Annotated in this window: 20 protein-coding genes; 11 read left to right on the forward strand and 9 right to left on the reverse strand. The window is 35.0% G+C overall.

Translation table 11 applies throughout. The annotated features are described in order from the left end of the window. The first annotated feature begins 210 nt into the window (after positions 1 to 210). The 5 genes from CLV00_RS10720 to CLV00_RS10740 all read left to right on the forward strand — a co-directional run bounded on the left by CLV00_RS10720 (position 211) and on the right by CLV00_RS10740 (position 7,842). Entirely contained in the window at positions 211 to 1,464 is a 1,254-nt protein-coding gene (locus tag CLV00_RS10720) for a S41 family peptidase (protein WP_099715198.1), read from the forward strand. Positions 1,465 to 1,503: 39 nt separating this feature from the next. Continuing rightward, complete coding sequence (locus tag CLV00_RS10725; RefSeq protein ID WP_099715199.1) at positions 1,504 to 2,397, forward strand: PD40 domain-containing protein; 894 nt, start codon at positions 1,504 to 1,506, stop codon at positions 2,395 to 2,397. Between the two features lie 777 nt (positions 2,398 to 3,174). Continuing rightward, positions 3,175 to 6,909 (forward strand): YecA family protein, encoded by a 3,735-nt coding sequence (locus tag CLV00_RS10730; RefSeq protein WP_143394889.1) that lies wholly within the window; start codon positions 3,175 to 3,177, stop codon positions 6,907 to 6,909. 48 nt (positions 6,910 to 6,957) lie between these two features. Continuing rightward, positions 6,958 to 7,317 carry a hypothetical protein gene (locus tag CLV00_RS10735; protein WP_099715201.1) on the forward strand — a complete coding sequence of 120 codons (360 nt, stop codon included), beginning with the start codon at positions 6,958 to 6,960 and terminating at the stop codon, positions 7,315 to 7,317. A gap of 114 nt (positions 7,318 to 7,431) precedes the next feature. Then, positions 7,432 to 7,842 (forward strand): recombinase family protein, encoded by a 411-nt coding sequence (locus tag CLV00_RS10740; RefSeq protein WP_233206886.1) that lies wholly within the window; start codon positions 7,432 to 7,434, stop codon positions 7,840 to 7,842. A 429-nt stretch (positions 7,843 to 8,271) separates the two neighbouring features. On the opposite strand, the gene CLV00_RS10745 is transcribed toward CLV00_RS10740, so the two are convergent. The 9 genes from CLV00_RS10745 to CLV00_RS10775 form a co-directional block, all read right to left on the reverse strand. Next, the gene (locus CLV00_RS10745; protein ID WP_099715202.1) at positions 8,272 to 9,000 is read right to left on the reverse strand and encodes a superoxide dismutase; all 729 of its coding nucleotides are present in this window, start codon (positions 8,998 to 9,000) and stop codon (positions 8,272 to 8,274) included. After that, a complete protein-coding gene (gene chrA / locus CLV00_RS16560; RefSeq protein ID WP_233206887.1) occupies positions 8,997 to 9,674 on the reverse strand; it encodes a chromate efflux transporter in 678 nt (225 codons plus the stop codon). Before chrA ends, CLV00_RS10745 begins: the two co-directional genes overlap by 4 nt. An 89-nt stretch (positions 9,675 to 9,763) precedes the next feature. Beyond that, positions 9,764 to 10,165 (reverse strand): chromate transporter, encoded by a 402-nt coding sequence (locus CLV00_RS16565; protein WP_233206888.1) that lies wholly within the window; start codon positions 10,163 to 10,165, stop codon positions 9,764 to 9,766. A 12-nt stretch (positions 10,166 to 10,177) separates the two neighbouring features. Further along, positions 10,178 to 10,432 carry a hypothetical protein gene (locus tag CLV00_RS16570; RefSeq protein ID WP_233206889.1) on the reverse strand — a complete coding sequence of 85 codons (255 nt, stop codon included), beginning with the start codon at positions 10,430 to 10,432 and terminating at the stop codon, positions 10,178 to 10,180. A gap of 122 nt (positions 10,433 to 10,554) precedes the next feature. Then, the gene (locus tag CLV00_RS16635; RefSeq protein ID WP_255409050.1) at positions 10,555 to 10,683 is read right to left on the reverse strand and encodes a hypothetical protein; all 129 of its coding nucleotides are present in this window, start codon (positions 10,681 to 10,683) and stop codon (positions 10,555 to 10,557) included. Positions 10,684 to 10,737: 54 nt separating this feature from the next. Continuing rightward, positions 10,738 to 11,082, reverse strand: coding sequence for a helix-turn-helix domain-containing protein (locus CLV00_RS10760; RefSeq protein WP_369800965.1), 345 nt, complete (start codon positions 11,080 to 11,082; stop codon positions 10,738 to 10,740). Next, complete coding sequence (locus CLV00_RS10765; protein WP_099715203.1) at positions 11,046 to 11,609, reverse strand: TonB-dependent receptor domain-containing protein; 564 nt, start codon at positions 11,607 to 11,609, stop codon at positions 11,046 to 11,048. The genes CLV00_RS10760 and CLV00_RS10765 overlap by 37 nt, the downstream gene beginning before the upstream one ends. Before the next feature lie 13 nt (positions 11,610 to 11,622). Next, positions 11,623 to 12,018: a hypothetical protein gene (locus CLV00_RS10770; protein ID WP_099715204.1), complete on the reverse strand. Its 396-nt coding sequence runs from the start codon at positions 12,016 to 12,018 to the stop codon at positions 11,623 to 11,625. A gap of 6 nt (positions 12,019 to 12,024) precedes the next feature. After that, a complete protein-coding gene (locus tag CLV00_RS10775) occupies positions 12,025 to 12,678 on the reverse strand; it encodes a TetR/AcrR family transcriptional regulator (protein WP_233206890.1) in 654 nt (217 codons plus the stop codon). A gap of 334 nt (positions 12,679 to 13,012) precedes the next feature. On the opposite strand from CLV00_RS10775, the gene CLV00_RS10780 reads away from it, so the two are divergent. From CLV00_RS10780 to CLV00_RS10800, 6 genes are all read left to right on the forward strand, one after another. After that, the gene (locus CLV00_RS10780; protein WP_099715206.1) at positions 13,013 to 13,291 is read left to right on the forward strand and encodes a hypothetical protein; all 279 of its coding nucleotides are present in this window, start codon (positions 13,013 to 13,015) and stop codon (positions 13,289 to 13,291) included. Positions 13,292 to 13,624: 333 nt separating this feature from the next. After that, entirely contained in the window at positions 13,625 to 13,801 is a 177-nt protein-coding gene (locus CLV00_RS16405; RefSeq protein WP_158234597.1) for a hypothetical protein, read from the forward strand. Next, positions 13,794 to 14,075 (forward strand): hypothetical protein, encoded by a 282-nt coding sequence (locus CLV00_RS10785; RefSeq protein ID WP_099715207.1) that lies wholly within the window; start codon positions 13,794 to 13,796, stop codon positions 14,073 to 14,075. Before CLV00_RS16405 ends, CLV00_RS10785 begins: the two co-directional genes overlap by 8 nt. A 6-nt stretch (positions 14,076 to 14,081) precedes the next feature. Further along, on the forward strand, positions 14,082 to 14,918 hold the full coding sequence (locus CLV00_RS10790) for a DUF6671 family protein (protein WP_099715208.1): 837 nt from the start codon (positions 14,082 to 14,084) through the stop codon (positions 14,916 to 14,918). Positions 14,919 to 14,926: 8 nt separating this feature from the next. Continuing rightward, positions 14,927 to 15,886, forward strand: a complete 960-nt coding sequence (locus tag CLV00_RS10795) for an L-threonylcarbamoyladenylate synthase (RefSeq protein WP_099715209.1) — start codon at positions 14,927 to 14,929, stop codon at positions 15,884 to 15,886. A 9-nt stretch (positions 15,887 to 15,895) separates the two neighbouring features. Further along, the gene (locus CLV00_RS10800; RefSeq protein ID WP_099715210.1) at positions 15,896 to 16,858 is read left to right on the forward strand and encodes a sodium-dependent bicarbonate transport family permease; all 963 of its coding nucleotides are present in this window, start codon (positions 15,896 to 15,898) and stop codon (positions 16,856 to 16,858) included. Positions 16,859 to 16,964 lie beyond the last annotated feature (106 nt).

A 16,964-nucleotide genomic window follows, 5' to 3' on the forward strand; every position in this document is an offset into this window, starting at 1 on the left:
CAAAATTAACAAAAAATGACTTTTTCCCAGTACAATCTGCACCAAATCACTTAAAAGAAGCACAAACGCTGCTTTTTTAGGCTTAAACCGGATTTGAACACAAATTATATTGTATGTGAATATATTTTACTAGTTGATGATAAATATTTTAGCCCGTTTTAGTTTACTGATATGTTTGCTGAAAATTATATATAGTAAAACGAAGACATTATGAAAACCTATCTTAAAACAATGCTGCTGATTTTATTTGTAACCGTGCAAAATACGACAGCACAAGACACTAATCGATTACTGAATACAAAGGAGAAAAATGAAGTTGTATTGGCAATTAAAACTCATCTTGAAGTAGCTTATATCGATTTGGAATTATCCAAAAAAATGATAATGCAATTGGATAAAAATTTAAAATCTGATACATATAATAAAATTACAAGTCCTGTTGAATTCGCTAAAACTGTAACAGAGGATTTGCAAAGTATTAGTAAAGATTTGCACCTAAAAGTTCGATTTGAACCAGAGCGTATTGCTCGGGAAAAACTTGCTGTTTCGGAAGAAAAGCGATTAGAAATGGAGAAAAGAACAGCTATGCAAATGACCGAAATAAATTACGGATTTACAGAGGTGAAAATAATGGAAGGAAACGTAGGTTATTTAAATTTAAGTCAGTTTGCAGATATAAAATATGCTGAAGAAACAGCAACAGCTACAATGAATTTTTTAAGTAGTACCAATGCAATCATTATCGATCTACGCTCAAATGGAGGTGGTGTTCCCAGTATGATGCAGTTATTATCGAGTTATTTTTTTGATGAAAAACCTGTTTTATTAAGTGATTTTTATGAGCGAGCAACAAATACAAAAACACAACTGTACACATTTGAAAATGTAAAGGGAAAACGAAGTACAAACAAGCCTCTTTATATTTTAACCAGTAAGCATACTTTTTCGGCGGCAGAAGCATTTACTTATACTTTAAAGCATTTAGATAAAGCTATTGTAGTTGGTGAAATTACAGGCGGAGGTGCGAACCGAACCAAACGAATTAATTTGAACGATGAGTTTACAATTTCGATGCCGTACATCCAAGCCATTCATCCAGTAACAAAAACCAATTGGGAAGGAAAAGGTGTGCATCCAGACATTAAAACGAATGAAAAAACAGCTTTGGTAAATGCTTATTTAGATGCCATTAACAAAACTGCTAAGGGCAATAAGAATATTCTTTTAAATAAAATTGGCTATGCTCTTTTAAAAGAAAAATCAGTTGATAATGCTATTGTTGTATTCGAAGAAAATGCAAGATTGTTTCCAGATGATGCAAATACTTGGGATAGTTTAGGTGAAGCCTATTTTATAAACAATGATAAAGAAAACGCACTAAAATCATTCAAAAAAGCTTTAGCATTAAATCCTAATTCAGAATCAGCAAAAGCAATGATCCAGAAACTAGTAAACATTAAATAAAAAAGAAGCTAGTTGGCGGTAATTAAAACTAATTGGACAATGAAAAAAAACATAATTAAACTTTTAGCACTGGCATTTGTAATATTCTCAAATGCTTGCAATACCAAGAAACCAGAAACAAAAAAGAATAATTCTTCGATAGAGGAAAATCTATACTTTGGGTATAAGCCACCAGGACTAAATCCTGAAGTTTTTGTTCCTAAAAAGAGTACTTCTGAAGATTGGAAACTAGGGAACGAGGACTCTTTGAATATGGAAGAGTTTTACTTCACTTACTCAGGTAATGACCCTTTTCAGCCTGCCGTTGTTGTTTATCGGCAAGAAGAAAATTATTATAGAGCTAGTAAATATACTTTTCATCCCAGTGGTACTGAAAATAGCAACATCTTATACTCAAGGCATAACTATATTGAACGTACAGATTTTGGTTGGTCAAAGCTAAAAAGCCTAGGTCCAATGTTTGACAGCAAAGATTTGGGCATTATGGTGTTGTCAATATCCGCCAATGGCACTATTGTTTTTGATGATTATAAAACTGATGACGGAATCCGTATATCAAGGATTAAAGACGGTAAACAGGAAGAACCAAAACCACTCGGCAAGGAGATTAACTCAGGGAAATTGGTCGCCCACCCCTTTATTGCGCCTGATGAATCCTACTTAATATGGGATAGCGAGCGAGAAGAAGGATATGGTAAGTCCGATAATTATATCAGTTTTCGACAGCAAGATGGTTCATGGGGTTCAGCTATTAATATGGGAGATAAGATAAATTCAGAATTAGTAGAAAATGGTGCGAGGTTAACACCTGACGGAAAATATTTTCTTTTTAGAAGGTCAGAAGAAAAAGTAAAAGAGGATGGAAGTACATATTGGGAGACTAAAGATTATTGGGTTGACGCTAAAATCATTGAACAGTTAAGACCTCAATAATGATTTCATATAAAATATAACCATCGCCAACAGCACCTACCCAAAAGTGGCGGTTCAGTGGTTAAATCTAGCTTTATGCATCTATCAAATTTTTCTGGACTTGGGTAGTTAATCGCCAGGACATTTCAAAAAAAAATTAAGCATCGATTCTTTGAGTAAATTAATGCAAAGGCGTTTTAGCATTGTAGTTCTTTACGTTGTATCTTACCTGAACCTCAAATACAATTTAATTTATTCACAGGTGAAAACTTAATTTATGTAAAGAAATTAACAATATTGAATTTGCTTAATTTAAAGTACATTTAATAATGGATTTTCTGTGTCTCAATATCATTTGTCAGTATGACGGGAAAGAATGCAGGCGATAATATATTCCGCCAATTAGGAATTGTTTAAGAGCTTCAAGATGTATTAATGAAAAACGAAAACAAATATATTGATTAATACTTTTTTTACAAAAAAAAGGCGCCAATTGTCTTCAATTGGCGCCTTTTGGCTGTGGTGACCCCAACGGGACAAATTTCAAATCATTTTATGCAGGATTTAATGAGATTGGCTTATTATATGTAGGGGCTGTCTTTGAATGGCACGAACAATTTGGTTTGGATGTCTTGTTGGGGATCGAAGAAAAATGAAGCGTCAAAAAAACAAATCCTTCTCTCTTTTTATTAAAACCAACTTAGCTTTTTGTGGCATAAGGTAGGAACTCAATTCAGGTCTTTTTACATATTGCTGCCTCAGGAACTCTTAGTATCTTGCCACTTTATTCTACATGATATGGCGCTAAAAATTGGAAGAAATGATCTTTGTCCCTGTGGATCCGGGAAAAAAAATAAAAAATGTCACAATATTGACAGACTGCCGGATAATCCCGGCACTCAAAAAACGCTTTCAAAAATGGAAACATACGTAAAGGAATACGACTCACATGTTGTTATGAATGAGATCATAGGTTTGCAGCTTATGGCTGAAAATCACGGAAAAAATATACGTATTGAAGAAATAGCAGTACTGGCAGCTAAAAGTCTTAGTAATGGCAAGCCGGGAGATAAAGCAGTACTTAGAGAAATATTGCAGCGGGAATATACGGCGCATTCAATGGAAGATCCTCCAGAGAATCTATTTACCGAAAACGTCGTGTTTTTTCATGGGAACCATATTGCATTTCCAGGGATTGCCGCACATACTGCTGACATTTTTCTTAGTTTCAGCCAGGTAGTTTTTAACTCGGGAACTGTGTTTCCGAAAGAATTCACCGACGAAGTATATCAGGGAATTGGCCTAATTCTGGAACTGGGAGACCAGCTGGCCCGCATGGCTGGTCTAAGGGGTAATATGGAAAGTATCGGATCAAAAGGGAGAATGAAAGTTTGTGATCTTCAGGTAGACTTTTCCATCTCTGAGCTGGAATTGGAGGAACTATGTCAAAAGATCCATGTTAATTCCAAAATCATAAATCAATTTATTCTGGACCCAGATGTCGCTTTAGATGTGGATGATTCTTCAATGATGCCGTTACTTTTTTATCCTATAATCTATTATAACGGACGTTATTATTTTGTCCTTGTATCAAATCAGCTTAATGCCCTAAATGAATTTATACTTAGAACAGCGTTAAAATTTGGATGTCAGGAAGTTTTTTTAAAGGCGTATCGCGAAGAGCTTTGGGGACATATCCGGGTAGCATGTGCAGAGATGAAATGGAGAGAAACAGATATTAAACTCGACCCTTTCCCTGATGCCAATTCTCCCAATGAAGCAATTTATTCTTTCGATCATAACAGACTTGCGTATGTGACTCTTGATACTCCACTGAGCATACCTGACGTTTCGGTTAGTATAGGTTCTGAAATGCATCCGCCCAAAATGGACAATAGGCTGAGGAATGTAGCAAATACAATATTAGATGAGCAAAATAGGCAGGACTGCCAGTTGCTTGTACTTCAGCTTACAGATTCCTGCGGGCGCACCAGAATGGGACGATTTATGAAACCCAGAGATAGGGAATTTAGGCTGCCGTTTAATGTTCATGATTTTTTAAATCTATCGAAGGGAGAAGACTGGGAAAAGCACAGCTTATGGAAGTTTGCAAAAGCACTGGCAAAATTTAACAGCAAAACACAAACGATGGGCGATGCCGTAGAACTGTACAGCCTCTATAAACAAAAAAGTTCAGGATTTTATTTTTCGGATGACATAATGCCAGATTTTCTTGCGGTGGTTCCTAGTGAGGGAAGCGATCTTATCAGAGGATCCAAAATAAAACAGAATTATCATGCTTCTTCTTTCCTGAATGATGGAATGCTGGGATTTTTACCTGTGGTTTCCTGTGGGGATTTTGCTCCGATTTATAAGCCAATCAGGCATATAGGATATTTTATTGAGTCATTGGAAAGTTTCCGTTCCCCTATCTGGATGACAAGCTATCAGGTAAAAGATCATGGTATGGCAGGAATTGTGCGCCTTTATACCAATGCATTATCATTCTGGCTTGACCAAATGAAGCCGGCTTTAGAAGCGGTTTTAAATCCGCATTTGAAGCTTCCCGTTGAAATAAGGCTTGAGCTTGATCCGGTAATATTTACTGGCATGACTTCCCAGGAGCTTTCAGAAATTCCAAAAGAAGAATATGGAGTAGCCTTCACAGATAATGTACTTACCATTAGCATTCCGGGATCTTCGATTTGGTCTTTTACAGGGGCAGATAATGAAGGCGAGCGGGAACTTATGCGACATACATTGAAGAGTTTCCGTTTGTTGGGAGTTACGCTGGAAGATATAACTATCGAGGAAATCTTGAATAAGTTTATGCCTTTGGGCCAGGCTAAGATGATGCTTTTTTTTGACAGTCAGGAAGATCTTATGATTGACAGGAGATGGCTTATGGAGCCTTTGCTCTTATCGGATGCTGAAAAGGAAATGCTGATGGACCAGCTGCCGATATGGATAATGGAGCATATGGTCATACCGGAGCAAATTACGACTCGTGATGATAAAAAACAGCTTTTCAATACCGGTACTAATGTTCTTCTTGAAAAACTGAAAGAGGAAATTTCAAGATATGAAAATGCTGCATTGCTCGTGTTACTGCTGAACCTTCATGAGTCTATTGTGCAAAAGAGGGAGTATGAAAAAACAATAATCCCAGCCCAGCTGATTTGTTTTGGAAATAAGGAGGGCAAGCTGGAGGAAATACGGGAGAATGGACGAATGCTGGTTCGGACATCGGTATCTCTTCGCAATTTAATAGAGTTCCTTGCCGCACAGCCTGTAAAAGGAACACTAATTCCTTCGCTGGACGACGTGGACAGGCTACTTGCGCTTATGCATGAGATAACCTCTTTTGGTATGATGAGTGATGCTGTCTATTTTAATATGGATGATCCAGAAGTGGGTATACTGCCATCGGGAAGAATTGGATTTATTTCAGATCTTTTTTCTGAAAAGATGGAACCTTTCAGTTTGGCAAATGCCAGAGCAGATATTGACAGTAAACTGGAAGATTTTGCAAGGCGGTTTTCTATCTACCAGCCTGCAGATGCGGGAGAAATACCCCCAGAGGTTCAGGAATACATCAACAGGCATGACGCAGCATTCCTTGCTGACTGGTCAGTAAGCTGGAGCAACCTGAATAAAATTTCGTATTATGCATCAAACTTTTGTATTGAAGAAGAAGCATCCGTAATTACGATGCGTGAATCGGATTTTATAGAACGCCTTGTAAACGAGGCGGCTATGCCTGAAGACCAGGTCTGTGCAGGTATCGAAAAATTAGTGCTTTCTCCTCGTGATTCTTTTTTAAAAGCTCCTGATGGCTATTCAAACAATGAAGTATTTCCATGGAAATATAACAGGGAGTTCAGCCTGACCAGAAGGTTTCTTGTACGGCATTCTAATGACGCTGGAGACAGCATGCTTTCTTGGGGTTTTAGAAGCGCTACCGCTGCTAGACACCAGATGGATTACTTAATGCGCGGTGCAAGACTGACCAACGGAGGGGAGGAAATCAAAAAACTGATTGGCGGTTATGCCGATCAAAGAGGGACTGATTTCAGAAATGTAGTCCATGACTGGGCGGCGCAACAAGAAGGTTTTGAGGTTATTGGGTATGAAGTCCCGATAATGCCGGGTGCGACACTTAATGCGGACAAGTCTTACGGAGATGTGGACGTACTCGCGTTTCACAGACCTTCAGCGACAGTTTTTAGCCTGGAGTGCAAGAATACAAGTCAGGCAAAAAATATTCATGAAATGAAAACGGAAATGGATCGTTATCTCGGAAGGGACGGCAAAAAAGGGATGGTGCATAAACATCTGGAACGTGATACGTGGCTTAATGCAAACTTAGGACAGGTGCAGAAGCTTCTGAAGTTTGACGATGCGCTGACGGTAAAATCGTTTATGATCTCCTCTCAGGTAGTGCCTACGCCGTATATCCGGGCAGGAGAACTGCCAATGCCTATCGTGGCTTTTCCGGATTTGAAGAGAGAAGGTGTAGGACTGTTATTTTAATTAGGACGGGGGAACTAAAGAATCAGATCGATTTTATCCTCAGGCATTGTGCAAGTGGCGGGGGCGGCAAGAAAGATCAATGAGGAGGCAAAAATATATGATAAAAAACTGCAGGAGATCAAGTATGATAAGAGGGAGTTTCCTCACTGCATAGTACTGGTATCCGAACTTTTTGGATTTGGGGACTGGAAGAAGATAATAGTGGAAATATGCAGCGCCATGCTAGAGAACAGAATTTATCTCAATGTGATGGATCTTTCTGAATTCATGCAGTATGTAGGCCACGCAAGGGGCTGCGCAGACCGCTTCAATCTGATGCTCATCGAGCGTGTGGAGGCGTTTGTAAAGCATGAGACCATCAATATGAAGCTTAATTTCACTTATGAGCAAGACAAATCTGAAACGTAGCGAATTCCAAAATGCGGTTTATCATTTCCGTTTCTGAAGTTAACATAAAAATTATCTTATGTTTTTTGGTTTTACAGCATCAAATCCAGCTCAAATAACAAATACATTCATGATATGAACTCAGCCTATTTATATGTTCGTGTAAGTACGGACGAACAAAAAAGAAAAGGTTACTCCTTGCCAGAGCAGGAGGACAGACTATTGAAGTATTGTAAATATTACGATATCGAAGTCAAAGGCATTTATCGCGAAGATTTCTCAGCGAAGAATTTCAATAGACCAGAATGGAACCAATTATTCTCAGAAATCAAAAAGAAATCATCAGGAGAAGATAAAAATATACTATCTATCAAATGGGATCGATTTAGTCGTAATATTGAATTTGCGTACGAAATGATTGGAAAGCTTCGGAAATATAAAACAACAGCAAAGGCTATTGATCAGCCAATTGATTTCTCTGTGCCGGAAAGTACTGTTATGCTCGCTGTATATTTAGCAGTTCCAGAGCAGGATTCGAACCAATAAGCTGGAACCCGTGCCTATACTGCATTTTCAACTATTTATAAACTAATGTGCCACGATTTTGCCACAAAACTTAATATGACAATTTTTAAGTAAATTATTGAATTGACTTGTTTAAAATGAATGCTGTAATTCATGTTTTGAAAATCAAAATTAAGTAATTTTATGATAATCCAAAAAGTTTATTTAATATTTTTTCAGTTTAACGCTGATTTAATATTTTTTACTAATAGTGTCCTAAACGTTTTCTTGAATCAATTGTAATAATTTGAAATACAGAAAAATACATTGCTTTTTGATGGAAATGCGTATCGAGCCCAAGAATAAATGTGATTGAAAATAATATTTATTTTGATTAACAACGATTTAATGAATAGAAGAACCGAACAAATGAGTCATTTTCCCATTTGTCCTGACAAGTAATATCATATTTTATAATGTCAATTTTAACGCATCATTCAATCGTAATGCTACATTATCCCAATTAATAATATTAAACAAAGCATCCACGAAATCGGTTCGTTTGTTTTTGTATTTTAAATAATAGGCGTGTTCCCAAACATCTATAACCAATAAAGGAATGGCACCCCATTGCGTTAGTTTTTCGTGGTTTTCGCATTGTAAAATTACCAAACTATCGCTGTATGGTTGATATGCCAAAATTCCCCAACCATTGCCATCTACATTTTTTGAAGTGGCTGCAATTAAGATTTTAAGTTTATCAAAACTCCCAAAACTTTTTTCTATTCGCCGCAACAAATCACCTTGCGGTAACGTGTTTTTATTAGTAAGGTTTGTCCAAAAAATCGAATGTAGTATATGTGATGAAAAATGATGTGATAATTTTTTTGTCCAAAAATCAATGGTTTCCAAATTGTTTTCGTCCAATGCTTTTTTTATCATTTGCAAATCTTTGTTTGCCCCTTTTACCGCACCACCGTGATGAAAAGTATAGTGTAGATGCAAGGTTTCGGCATCCATATAGGGTTCTAAAAAATTTTCACTATACGGAAGCGTTTGTTGAATATAATTGCCGTTTCCATCAACCAATTTATCAATTGAATTGTCCGCTAAATTTTTGGCAAATGCATTATTTGTTGGAAGAATTAGCGAAGCTACACCTAATAAAGTGCTCGATTTTAAAAACTCTTTTCTGTTCATAGTATTAATTTTATAAAAACCCCAACAACTGCTGCTGCCACGATAATATAAGGTCCTTGAATTTTCTTGATATAAAGTAAAGCAAAAATTGTTGCAATAGCTATTAGTGTTGTTGGAATATCAAAAATACTTCGGGAAGCAATTACTCCAACCTCACCTACCAAAGCCCCAACAACAGCCGCAGTAATAACATCTACAAAGGCTTTGATTGATTTATTCTGCGCAATTTTCTTAAAGGATGGAGCAAAAGTAACCGTAAATAGATAACACGGCAAAAATGTGGCTAAAGCTGCAACCAAAGCACCTGGAAAACCAGCAACTAAATAGCCAATAAAGCCAACAGGAATAACAACTGGGCCAGGGGGAATCATTGCAACTGCAACCGCATCAACAAATTTTTGTTCCGTTAACCATTTATTTTCTATTACTACTCCCGAATGTAAAAAAGGAACTATTGCCAGTCCACTGCCAAATACAAATGCTCCCGCTTTGGCAAAAAAGAGGGCAATCTTCATAAGAGTAGAATTGTCATAGCTCCTAAAGCCCATTTGCAAAAGAAGAATAGAATTTGCCGTTTTATTATTGAACCATTTTGGTGGTGCTTTGACAAACATATATATAATTCCAGCCAATACAAATAACAAAACTTGTTCCAGTTGTGTAACCAATGTCACAACTATGGCAACTACAAAAAAACAGCCACAATAACCAATTCGTTTTAAAAGAGGTTACATTAAATTTGCCGATAGATTTTATCGTTAGTTTATAGGAACTCATTACAATAATACCAATAACAGCTGCACCTACGCCATAAAAAACAGCTTGTATCCAAGACAATCCTCCGTATAACTTGTAAACGATTCCTAAATAGTACCACCATTATGAAAGAAGGCAAAATAAAGGCAAAACCAATCAACGTTGCCCCTAAAAAACCACAATGTACAAATCCAAGGTAAATGGCTAATTGTGCCGCTAACGGACCCGGTGCTAATTGCGCCAGGGCTAAGCCTTCTTTATATTCATCTTCTGAAATCCATTTTTGATCTTCGACTAAATCCCGGTGCATATAACCAACCAATGCTACTGGACCACCAAAACCAATTGTCCCTAATTTCAGGAAATAAAGAAGTAACTCTTTTAAACTATATTTTGGATTTTCTTTCATAAACAAGATGTTCTAAAAGGCTATACCAAATTGGAAACCTACTTTAAAATTGGCCGGATGCTCATTGCCAAATCGTACTGGTAATGGAATAGCAACATAATAGCTACTGTTGGTATTTTTTATTACAGTTTTGTTGAATACTGGAGTTACTCCATATCTGCCATTTGTCTCAAAGGCAACTCTACCCGCAAATGTGTAGTCTTTACCTAATGCTATCAACACGCCAGGATGAAATAATAAATTATTCATTTTACTAGCTAGTCCCATCTTCTGCTTTTATATTGGGTACAATTTCAAATGAGAATCCAATTTTAGAGCTTTTCCAGATGTTAATTCCTGTTGGAAAACCAACGGCGTAATAATCTCTAAAGTTTAAAGAAGTTTGATTTTCAGCGAAAGTTACTACTAGGATGAACTACACCAAAATAGCCCGTAATTTTTGGATAGGTTGTTTGTCCAATAGCAGCTATAGAAAATACTAATAAAGCAGGAAGCAGAAAATGTTTAAAGGGAATCATATAGTTTGTGTTTTATTACAAAACTATAAAGGTTAAATAGGTATAAATAGTATGTTACTTACTTTTTGTATCTGGATTACTTTTTTGTGTATTTTTTCGATAGGAAGAAGGATTTTTTCCTCTACTCTGCTTGAATATTCTCGTAAAATGACTTTGATCTGAAAACCCAGTCATGTAGGCTATTTTAGTAAGCGTATAGCTTGAATTTTGAATAAGAGTAATTGCTTTTTCAGTTCGTAATTTCCTAACATAATCCCCAAAATTAAGATTTTCAAAATACTTTGAAAACTCTCTTGATAAATAGGAAGGATTCAGCTCTAAATCATTAGAGATTTTTTTTAGGTCAAAAGTAAATTGGGTGTCTATTTGATCTGATATACTACCACAAATGAAATTGATCCATTTCTTCCATCAGATGCCCATATCCCTGGACTCGGATAAAATAAAGGTCGTTTAGTGAAATATTGCTTATTAAAAACATTATTCAAACTTGCTTTAATTTCAAATTTGGAATTTATTCTTATCGTTGAATTGAGATCAAATATTCCATATGAAGGAACTAAACCAATTGCTCCGGTTGCTGTTGGCGTAAGTGTATTTAATGCATCGGCAAAACTTGTGGCTGTATAACTATAGAGTCCCGACAAACTTAATTTCCAATAATGAACTGAAATTCCATTTCTGGAAATTATATTTGGTACACTTTCAATTTTGTTGTCTTCAATATTTACATTTGAATTTCCTGTTTTAAGATTTCCTGTTGTGTAGCGACCATCCATAAAGGAGGTTGAACTAAATAATGACATTTCTATTTTTTTATTTAAAACCCAGTTAATCTCAATAAATATTTCAATTCCTTTGGTTAGAGAATTTCCAATATTTGTTCTGTATGTATAAAAATTTCCTTCATTATCAGTTAAAGCCAAAGTTCCAAAACGGTTATTGTATTGAAGTAAAAAACCTGTAACGTCCCACTTTTAAAGATTTCCAATTTCCTCTAAACCTTAATTCTGCATTATATCCTTTTGCATCTTTAATGTTCTCATCTACTTTTTCGTATATAGAATTTGGAACAATGTCTTTGAAAAGCATGGGCCTATATACTTGTGAGAACCCTCCATAAACCTGTGAGAAATTTGTGGGCTTACAGCTAAAACTTGCTGCAAATAACGGAAATTTATGTTGTATACTTGCTGGTATTTCATTTTGAGGGTAATAGTTTATTGTTCCTGACATTTTACTTTCACCAATTTCATGCATTATTAATTCTATATGCGGGCACAGTTTAGCATGTCTAGTCTTGGATGGAGCTCCTGAAAATGACAGAGATCTCATCAACAACTAAATTTTATTTATGCTGGAAAACACCAAATTATCAAGAAAAGAAATGATTTTTGTCTCGTCTTTATTTACCCCAAAATCGGTAAGTGAAGGCAGGTTGTTCATGAAAAAATTCTGAAAATGCGCCATTTCAATGATAGTGGAAGCTAATGATTTAGGGTATTTGTATTTCGGATTGCATTCTGAAATTAAATCTCCAATAACGGCACAAAGATCTTTGTATGGTTTAAAAAAATGGTGTCTATTGTCTTCGCTTACATGCTTTGTTAAGTATGCTTTTGAACCTTCTGAAATAACAATTTGATGCAATAGGCTCTCGTTGACATAACTTGTTTTTTCATCATGTTTTACTGTTGTGGCTAACAATTTAATTACCATTTTTAATCTAATTATGGGGTCACTAATGTTATTGGTATTAAAGCCTATCTGGTATTCAAGCCAACTCCAATACCAAGCTACAATATATAACAGCAAGCGATGTTTGTTTTCAAAGTATCGGTAAATACCCGCTTCGGTTGTACCAATGTCTTTTGCTAATTTTTTAAAGGTGAACGCTTCAAATCCATTTTTATAGATTAATTCAATGCTGTGTCTAATGATTTTTTTGCCTAACTCCGACTGTTCAGGGTTGCGCAGAAATAATGCTTCATTCATTTTTATTTGTAACTGTAACTCCATTTTAATCCTTGTATTGATTGGTCTTCGTATAATAAATTGCTAAAAAGAAGATGTCTCATCTTTCTTTGGCAAATATAGCTAAAAATTATTTTACAATTATTAATGATAGTATTGCTATCATTAATAATATTATATCTATCTTTGTCGCGTTAATCTAAAAGATATAATCATGTTGCTAATTCGTAAATTACAGGAATTGCCAGACCCAATTAATAGTTTTGAATTAATATATTAATATATAAAGGAAATCCAAAAAATTTATCGAATAATTAGAAAAGTAAAAAACTAAAACCTAATAATTAAGTATAAAATGAAAAATCAACAAGTCTTTAAATTAATAGATGGGGTTTTTACTCCGGTAGAAGCAGGGAAAGTATTAACTGCATTAATAAACAGTAAGATTAACCACCATAATCTAGAGGATTTTAGCAATCATATTCGTTTCAATAATGACATCACTCACTCCAAAAAAAGAGTAGTGGAACTTAACGAAGCTAAAGAAAAAATTAAAAATTTAGTGGAAGTTGCAGAAGCAAATGGATTAAATTTGGTTGTAAATAGTACGATTGAAATAAGTTTTAAAGAATAACTAATATGTTTCAAGGTAGAAAACCTCTTATAGCAACCAAGCATAAAAAAGAAAATGTGATTGCACCGATTTTTGAAAAAGAATTAGGCATTATTTGCTTTGTCTCTGATAAATTTGACACTGACATATAGGGAACTTTTTCGGGAGAAATTGTGAGAAAAGATAGTGCATTAACGACTCTTTGCAGTAAATGTCTCCTTGCGATGAAAGAAAATGATTGTGATTTAGGGAGTCCTAAATAAAACTACTACAAAAAGAACTGTTTTATTTAAGAAATAACATAGATGAAAAAAAATGGAATTTAAAATTGGAAGCAGTAATTAAAATAGAAAAATGAATCAATTAGTAATAAAAATAGCTATTTCACTAGTCGCAATGATTGTTTTACTTGTTATGGCTTTAACAACACATGACGTAATTAACAGTGAACTATTTGCGTCTTTTGCCATAATACTTGGAGCATATTCTTCTAATCAGTTATCAAATAAAAACAACCAAAATTATGAATAGAATCGAAAATTTAACACTTATTGACGGTAACTTCTCGGAAGTTGAGGCGAAGGAAATTTTAATTAGTATTTTTTCTTCCAAAATAAATTTCCATAAGATAAAAAATTGGAGTTCACAGGAACGATATGGAGAAGACGATGAAATTGCTCAAAAAAGAATTCCTGAGCTAAAAAATGAGATTGAAAAATTGCAGAAGATACTATCGGAGGCGAAAGCCAAAAACAAGAGATTGTTAGTTAGTTCACAAATAAACATTTCACTTATTGACAATTAGTAATTTATGTTCAAAGGTAGAAAACTTCTTATAGCAACTAAGCATAAAAAAGAAAACGTGATTGCCCCGATTTTTGAAAAAGAATTAGGCGTAAGTTGCTTTGTCTCAGATAAATTTGATACTGACACATTGGGAACTTTTTCGGGAGAAATTGAGAGAAAAGATGGCGCGGTAACGACTCTTCGCAATAAATGTCTCCTTGCTATGAAAGAGAATGATTGCGATTTAGGTATCGCCAGCGAAGGGTCTTTTGGGATGCACCCCACAATTTTTTTTGCCCATGCCGATGATGAATTTTTAATTTTTATTGATAAAAAAAATGAGTTAGAAATTATAGTAAGAGAACTCAGTATGGATACCAATTTCAATGGCAGCGAAATTAAAACTGAAGTCGAGCTACTGGAATTTGCTGCTAAAGTAAAATTTCCATCGCACGGACTTATTTTAAAACCATCGGAAAAGGATATTTCGAAAATAGCTAAAGGAATCACTGATGAAAAGATTTTAAAGGAAAGCTTTAATGAAATGATGAAAGAATTTGGGAAAGTATATGTCGAAACCGATATGCGCGCACTGTACAATCCAACACGAATGAAAGTGATTGAAACAGCGGTATTAAAATTAGTAAAGGCAATTCAGTCGTTATGTCCTATGTGTGAAACACCTGGATTTGTGGTTTCTGATGCCAAAATGGGATTACCGTGTGAATGCTGTAATTCGTCTACGCGTTCTACTTTGAGTTTTATTTATACTTGTAAAAAGTGTAACCATACTTCTGAGGAATTGTATCCACATAAAAAAATGACCGAAGATCCTATGTATTGTGATTTTTGTAACCCTTAAAACGAATTATGACAATGGTTTCAAAAGACATATCAAAAGCTGCCAAGATTTTAGTCCAAGAAGATTTGGTTGCCATTCCTACAGAAACGGTTTATGGGTTGGCTGGAAATATTTACAGCGAAAAAGCCATAAAAGCGATTTTTGAAATGAAACAAAGACCTTTTTTTAATCCTTTAATTGTTCATATTAAATCAATCGAACAATTAGACGAATTAGCAAAAGATATACCGAAAAAAGCTAGATTGTTAGCTGATAAATTTTGGCCGGGACCTTTGACTATGGTGTTGAAAAAACAAGAAGCGGTTCCCGATTTAGTTACTGCAGGAAAAGATTCTGTGGCTATTAGAATTCCAAATCATGCTACAGCTTTGGCATTGTTGGAAGCATTAGATTTTCCATTAGCTGCTCCAAGTGCCAATCCTTTTGGGGCAATAAGTCCAACAAATGCTTTGCATGTTGCGGAATATTTTAGTGAAAAATTACAGATGGTTTTAGATGGAGGCGATTGCCAAAACGGAATAGAATCTACGATAATTGGTTTTGAAAATGAAGAACCGATATTATATCGATTGGGTTCTATTTCTGTGGAAGATATTGAAGAAGTTATCGGGAAAATCCAAATTAAAAACAAAAAAGAAAACGCACCAGATGCGCCTGGAATGTTATCACGACATTACGCACCAGCAACCACCACTTTTTTAGAAAGTGATGTAGCGCAATTCATCAGGGGATTTCCAGATGAAAAAATCGGATTGTTACTTTTTAAGGAAAGGATCGAAAATGCTACTGTTTTTCATCAAGAAATTTTATCCAAAAAAGGAGATTTAAAAGAAGCTACCTCACATTTGTATGCTGCAATGCATCGATTGGATAAAATGGACTTAGATATGATTGTTGCGGAACGATTTCCGGATTTTGAATTAGGAAAATCCATTAACGACAGATTAGAACGTGCAACAAAAAAATAAAAATAAAAGATGAATTTAGATTTACTACTAGATAATTTAACAAATCCGGCTTTATTGTTTTTCCTTCTTGGTATAATTGCCACAAGATTGAAAAGCGATTTAGCAATTCCAGACAATACATCCAAGTTTATTTCTTTGTATTTATTGTTTTCTATTGGATTTAAAGGCGGACAAGAATTGGCGCACAGTGATTTTCATATGGAAATCATTTGGGCAGTCTTATTTGGGATATTAATTGCGGTTGTCATTCCTATTTATTGTTTCTTTATCTTAAAGCAAAAGTTTAGTGTTGAAAATTCGGGTGCAATTGCGGCAGCATATGGTTCGGTTAGTGCGGTAACTTTTGTAACAGCAGTAACTTTTTTGGAAATTCAAAAATATACTTTCAGCGGACATATGGTAGCCGTAATGGCATTGATGGAAGCACCAGCAATAATCATCGGAGTAATTTTAATTAGATTATACAACAAGAAAGAAGTTAGTTCCAGTAAAATGAGTTCTGTCATAAGACATTCTTTAACCAATGGAAGTGTTTTATTAATTCTTGGAAGTTTGGTGATTGGTTTTTTAGCTAGCGAAGAACAAGCTATGGGAATTAAACCCTTTACCACTGATATTTTCAAAGGGTTTTTAGCAATTTTTTTATTAGACATGGGTATTGTAAGTGGAAGAAAATTAGACGATTTCATTAAAAGTGGATGGTCTACCTTGGTATTTGCCATTGTAATACCGCTGATTAATGGGGTAGTAGTAGCTTTTTTAAGTCAACTAGTGACTGATGAGGTTGGCAACCGATTTATTTTTGCCATTCTAGCAGCAAGTGCTTCCTATATTGCGGTTCCTGCTGCCATGAAAATTGCAGCACCAAAAGCCAATCCAGGTTTATTTTTGCCTATGGCATTAGCCGTTACCTTTCCGTTTAATATTACTTTTGGAATGCCTATCTATTTGTCTATTATTCTTCGTTGTTAAAAAATAATAATTGTAATCACTAATAGAATAAAAAAACTATCAACCAAATCAATCAGTTCATTTGTTGTAAATTAGCAATAATAAATTAAACCTTATATAACCATTG

The sequence above is a fragment of the Flavobacterium sp. 11 genome, from assembly GCF_002754315.1.
In the GTDB taxonomy this organism is placed as follows: domain Bacteria; phylum Bacteroidota; class Bacteroidia; order Flavobacteriales; family Flavobacteriaceae; genus Flavobacterium; species Flavobacterium algoritolerans.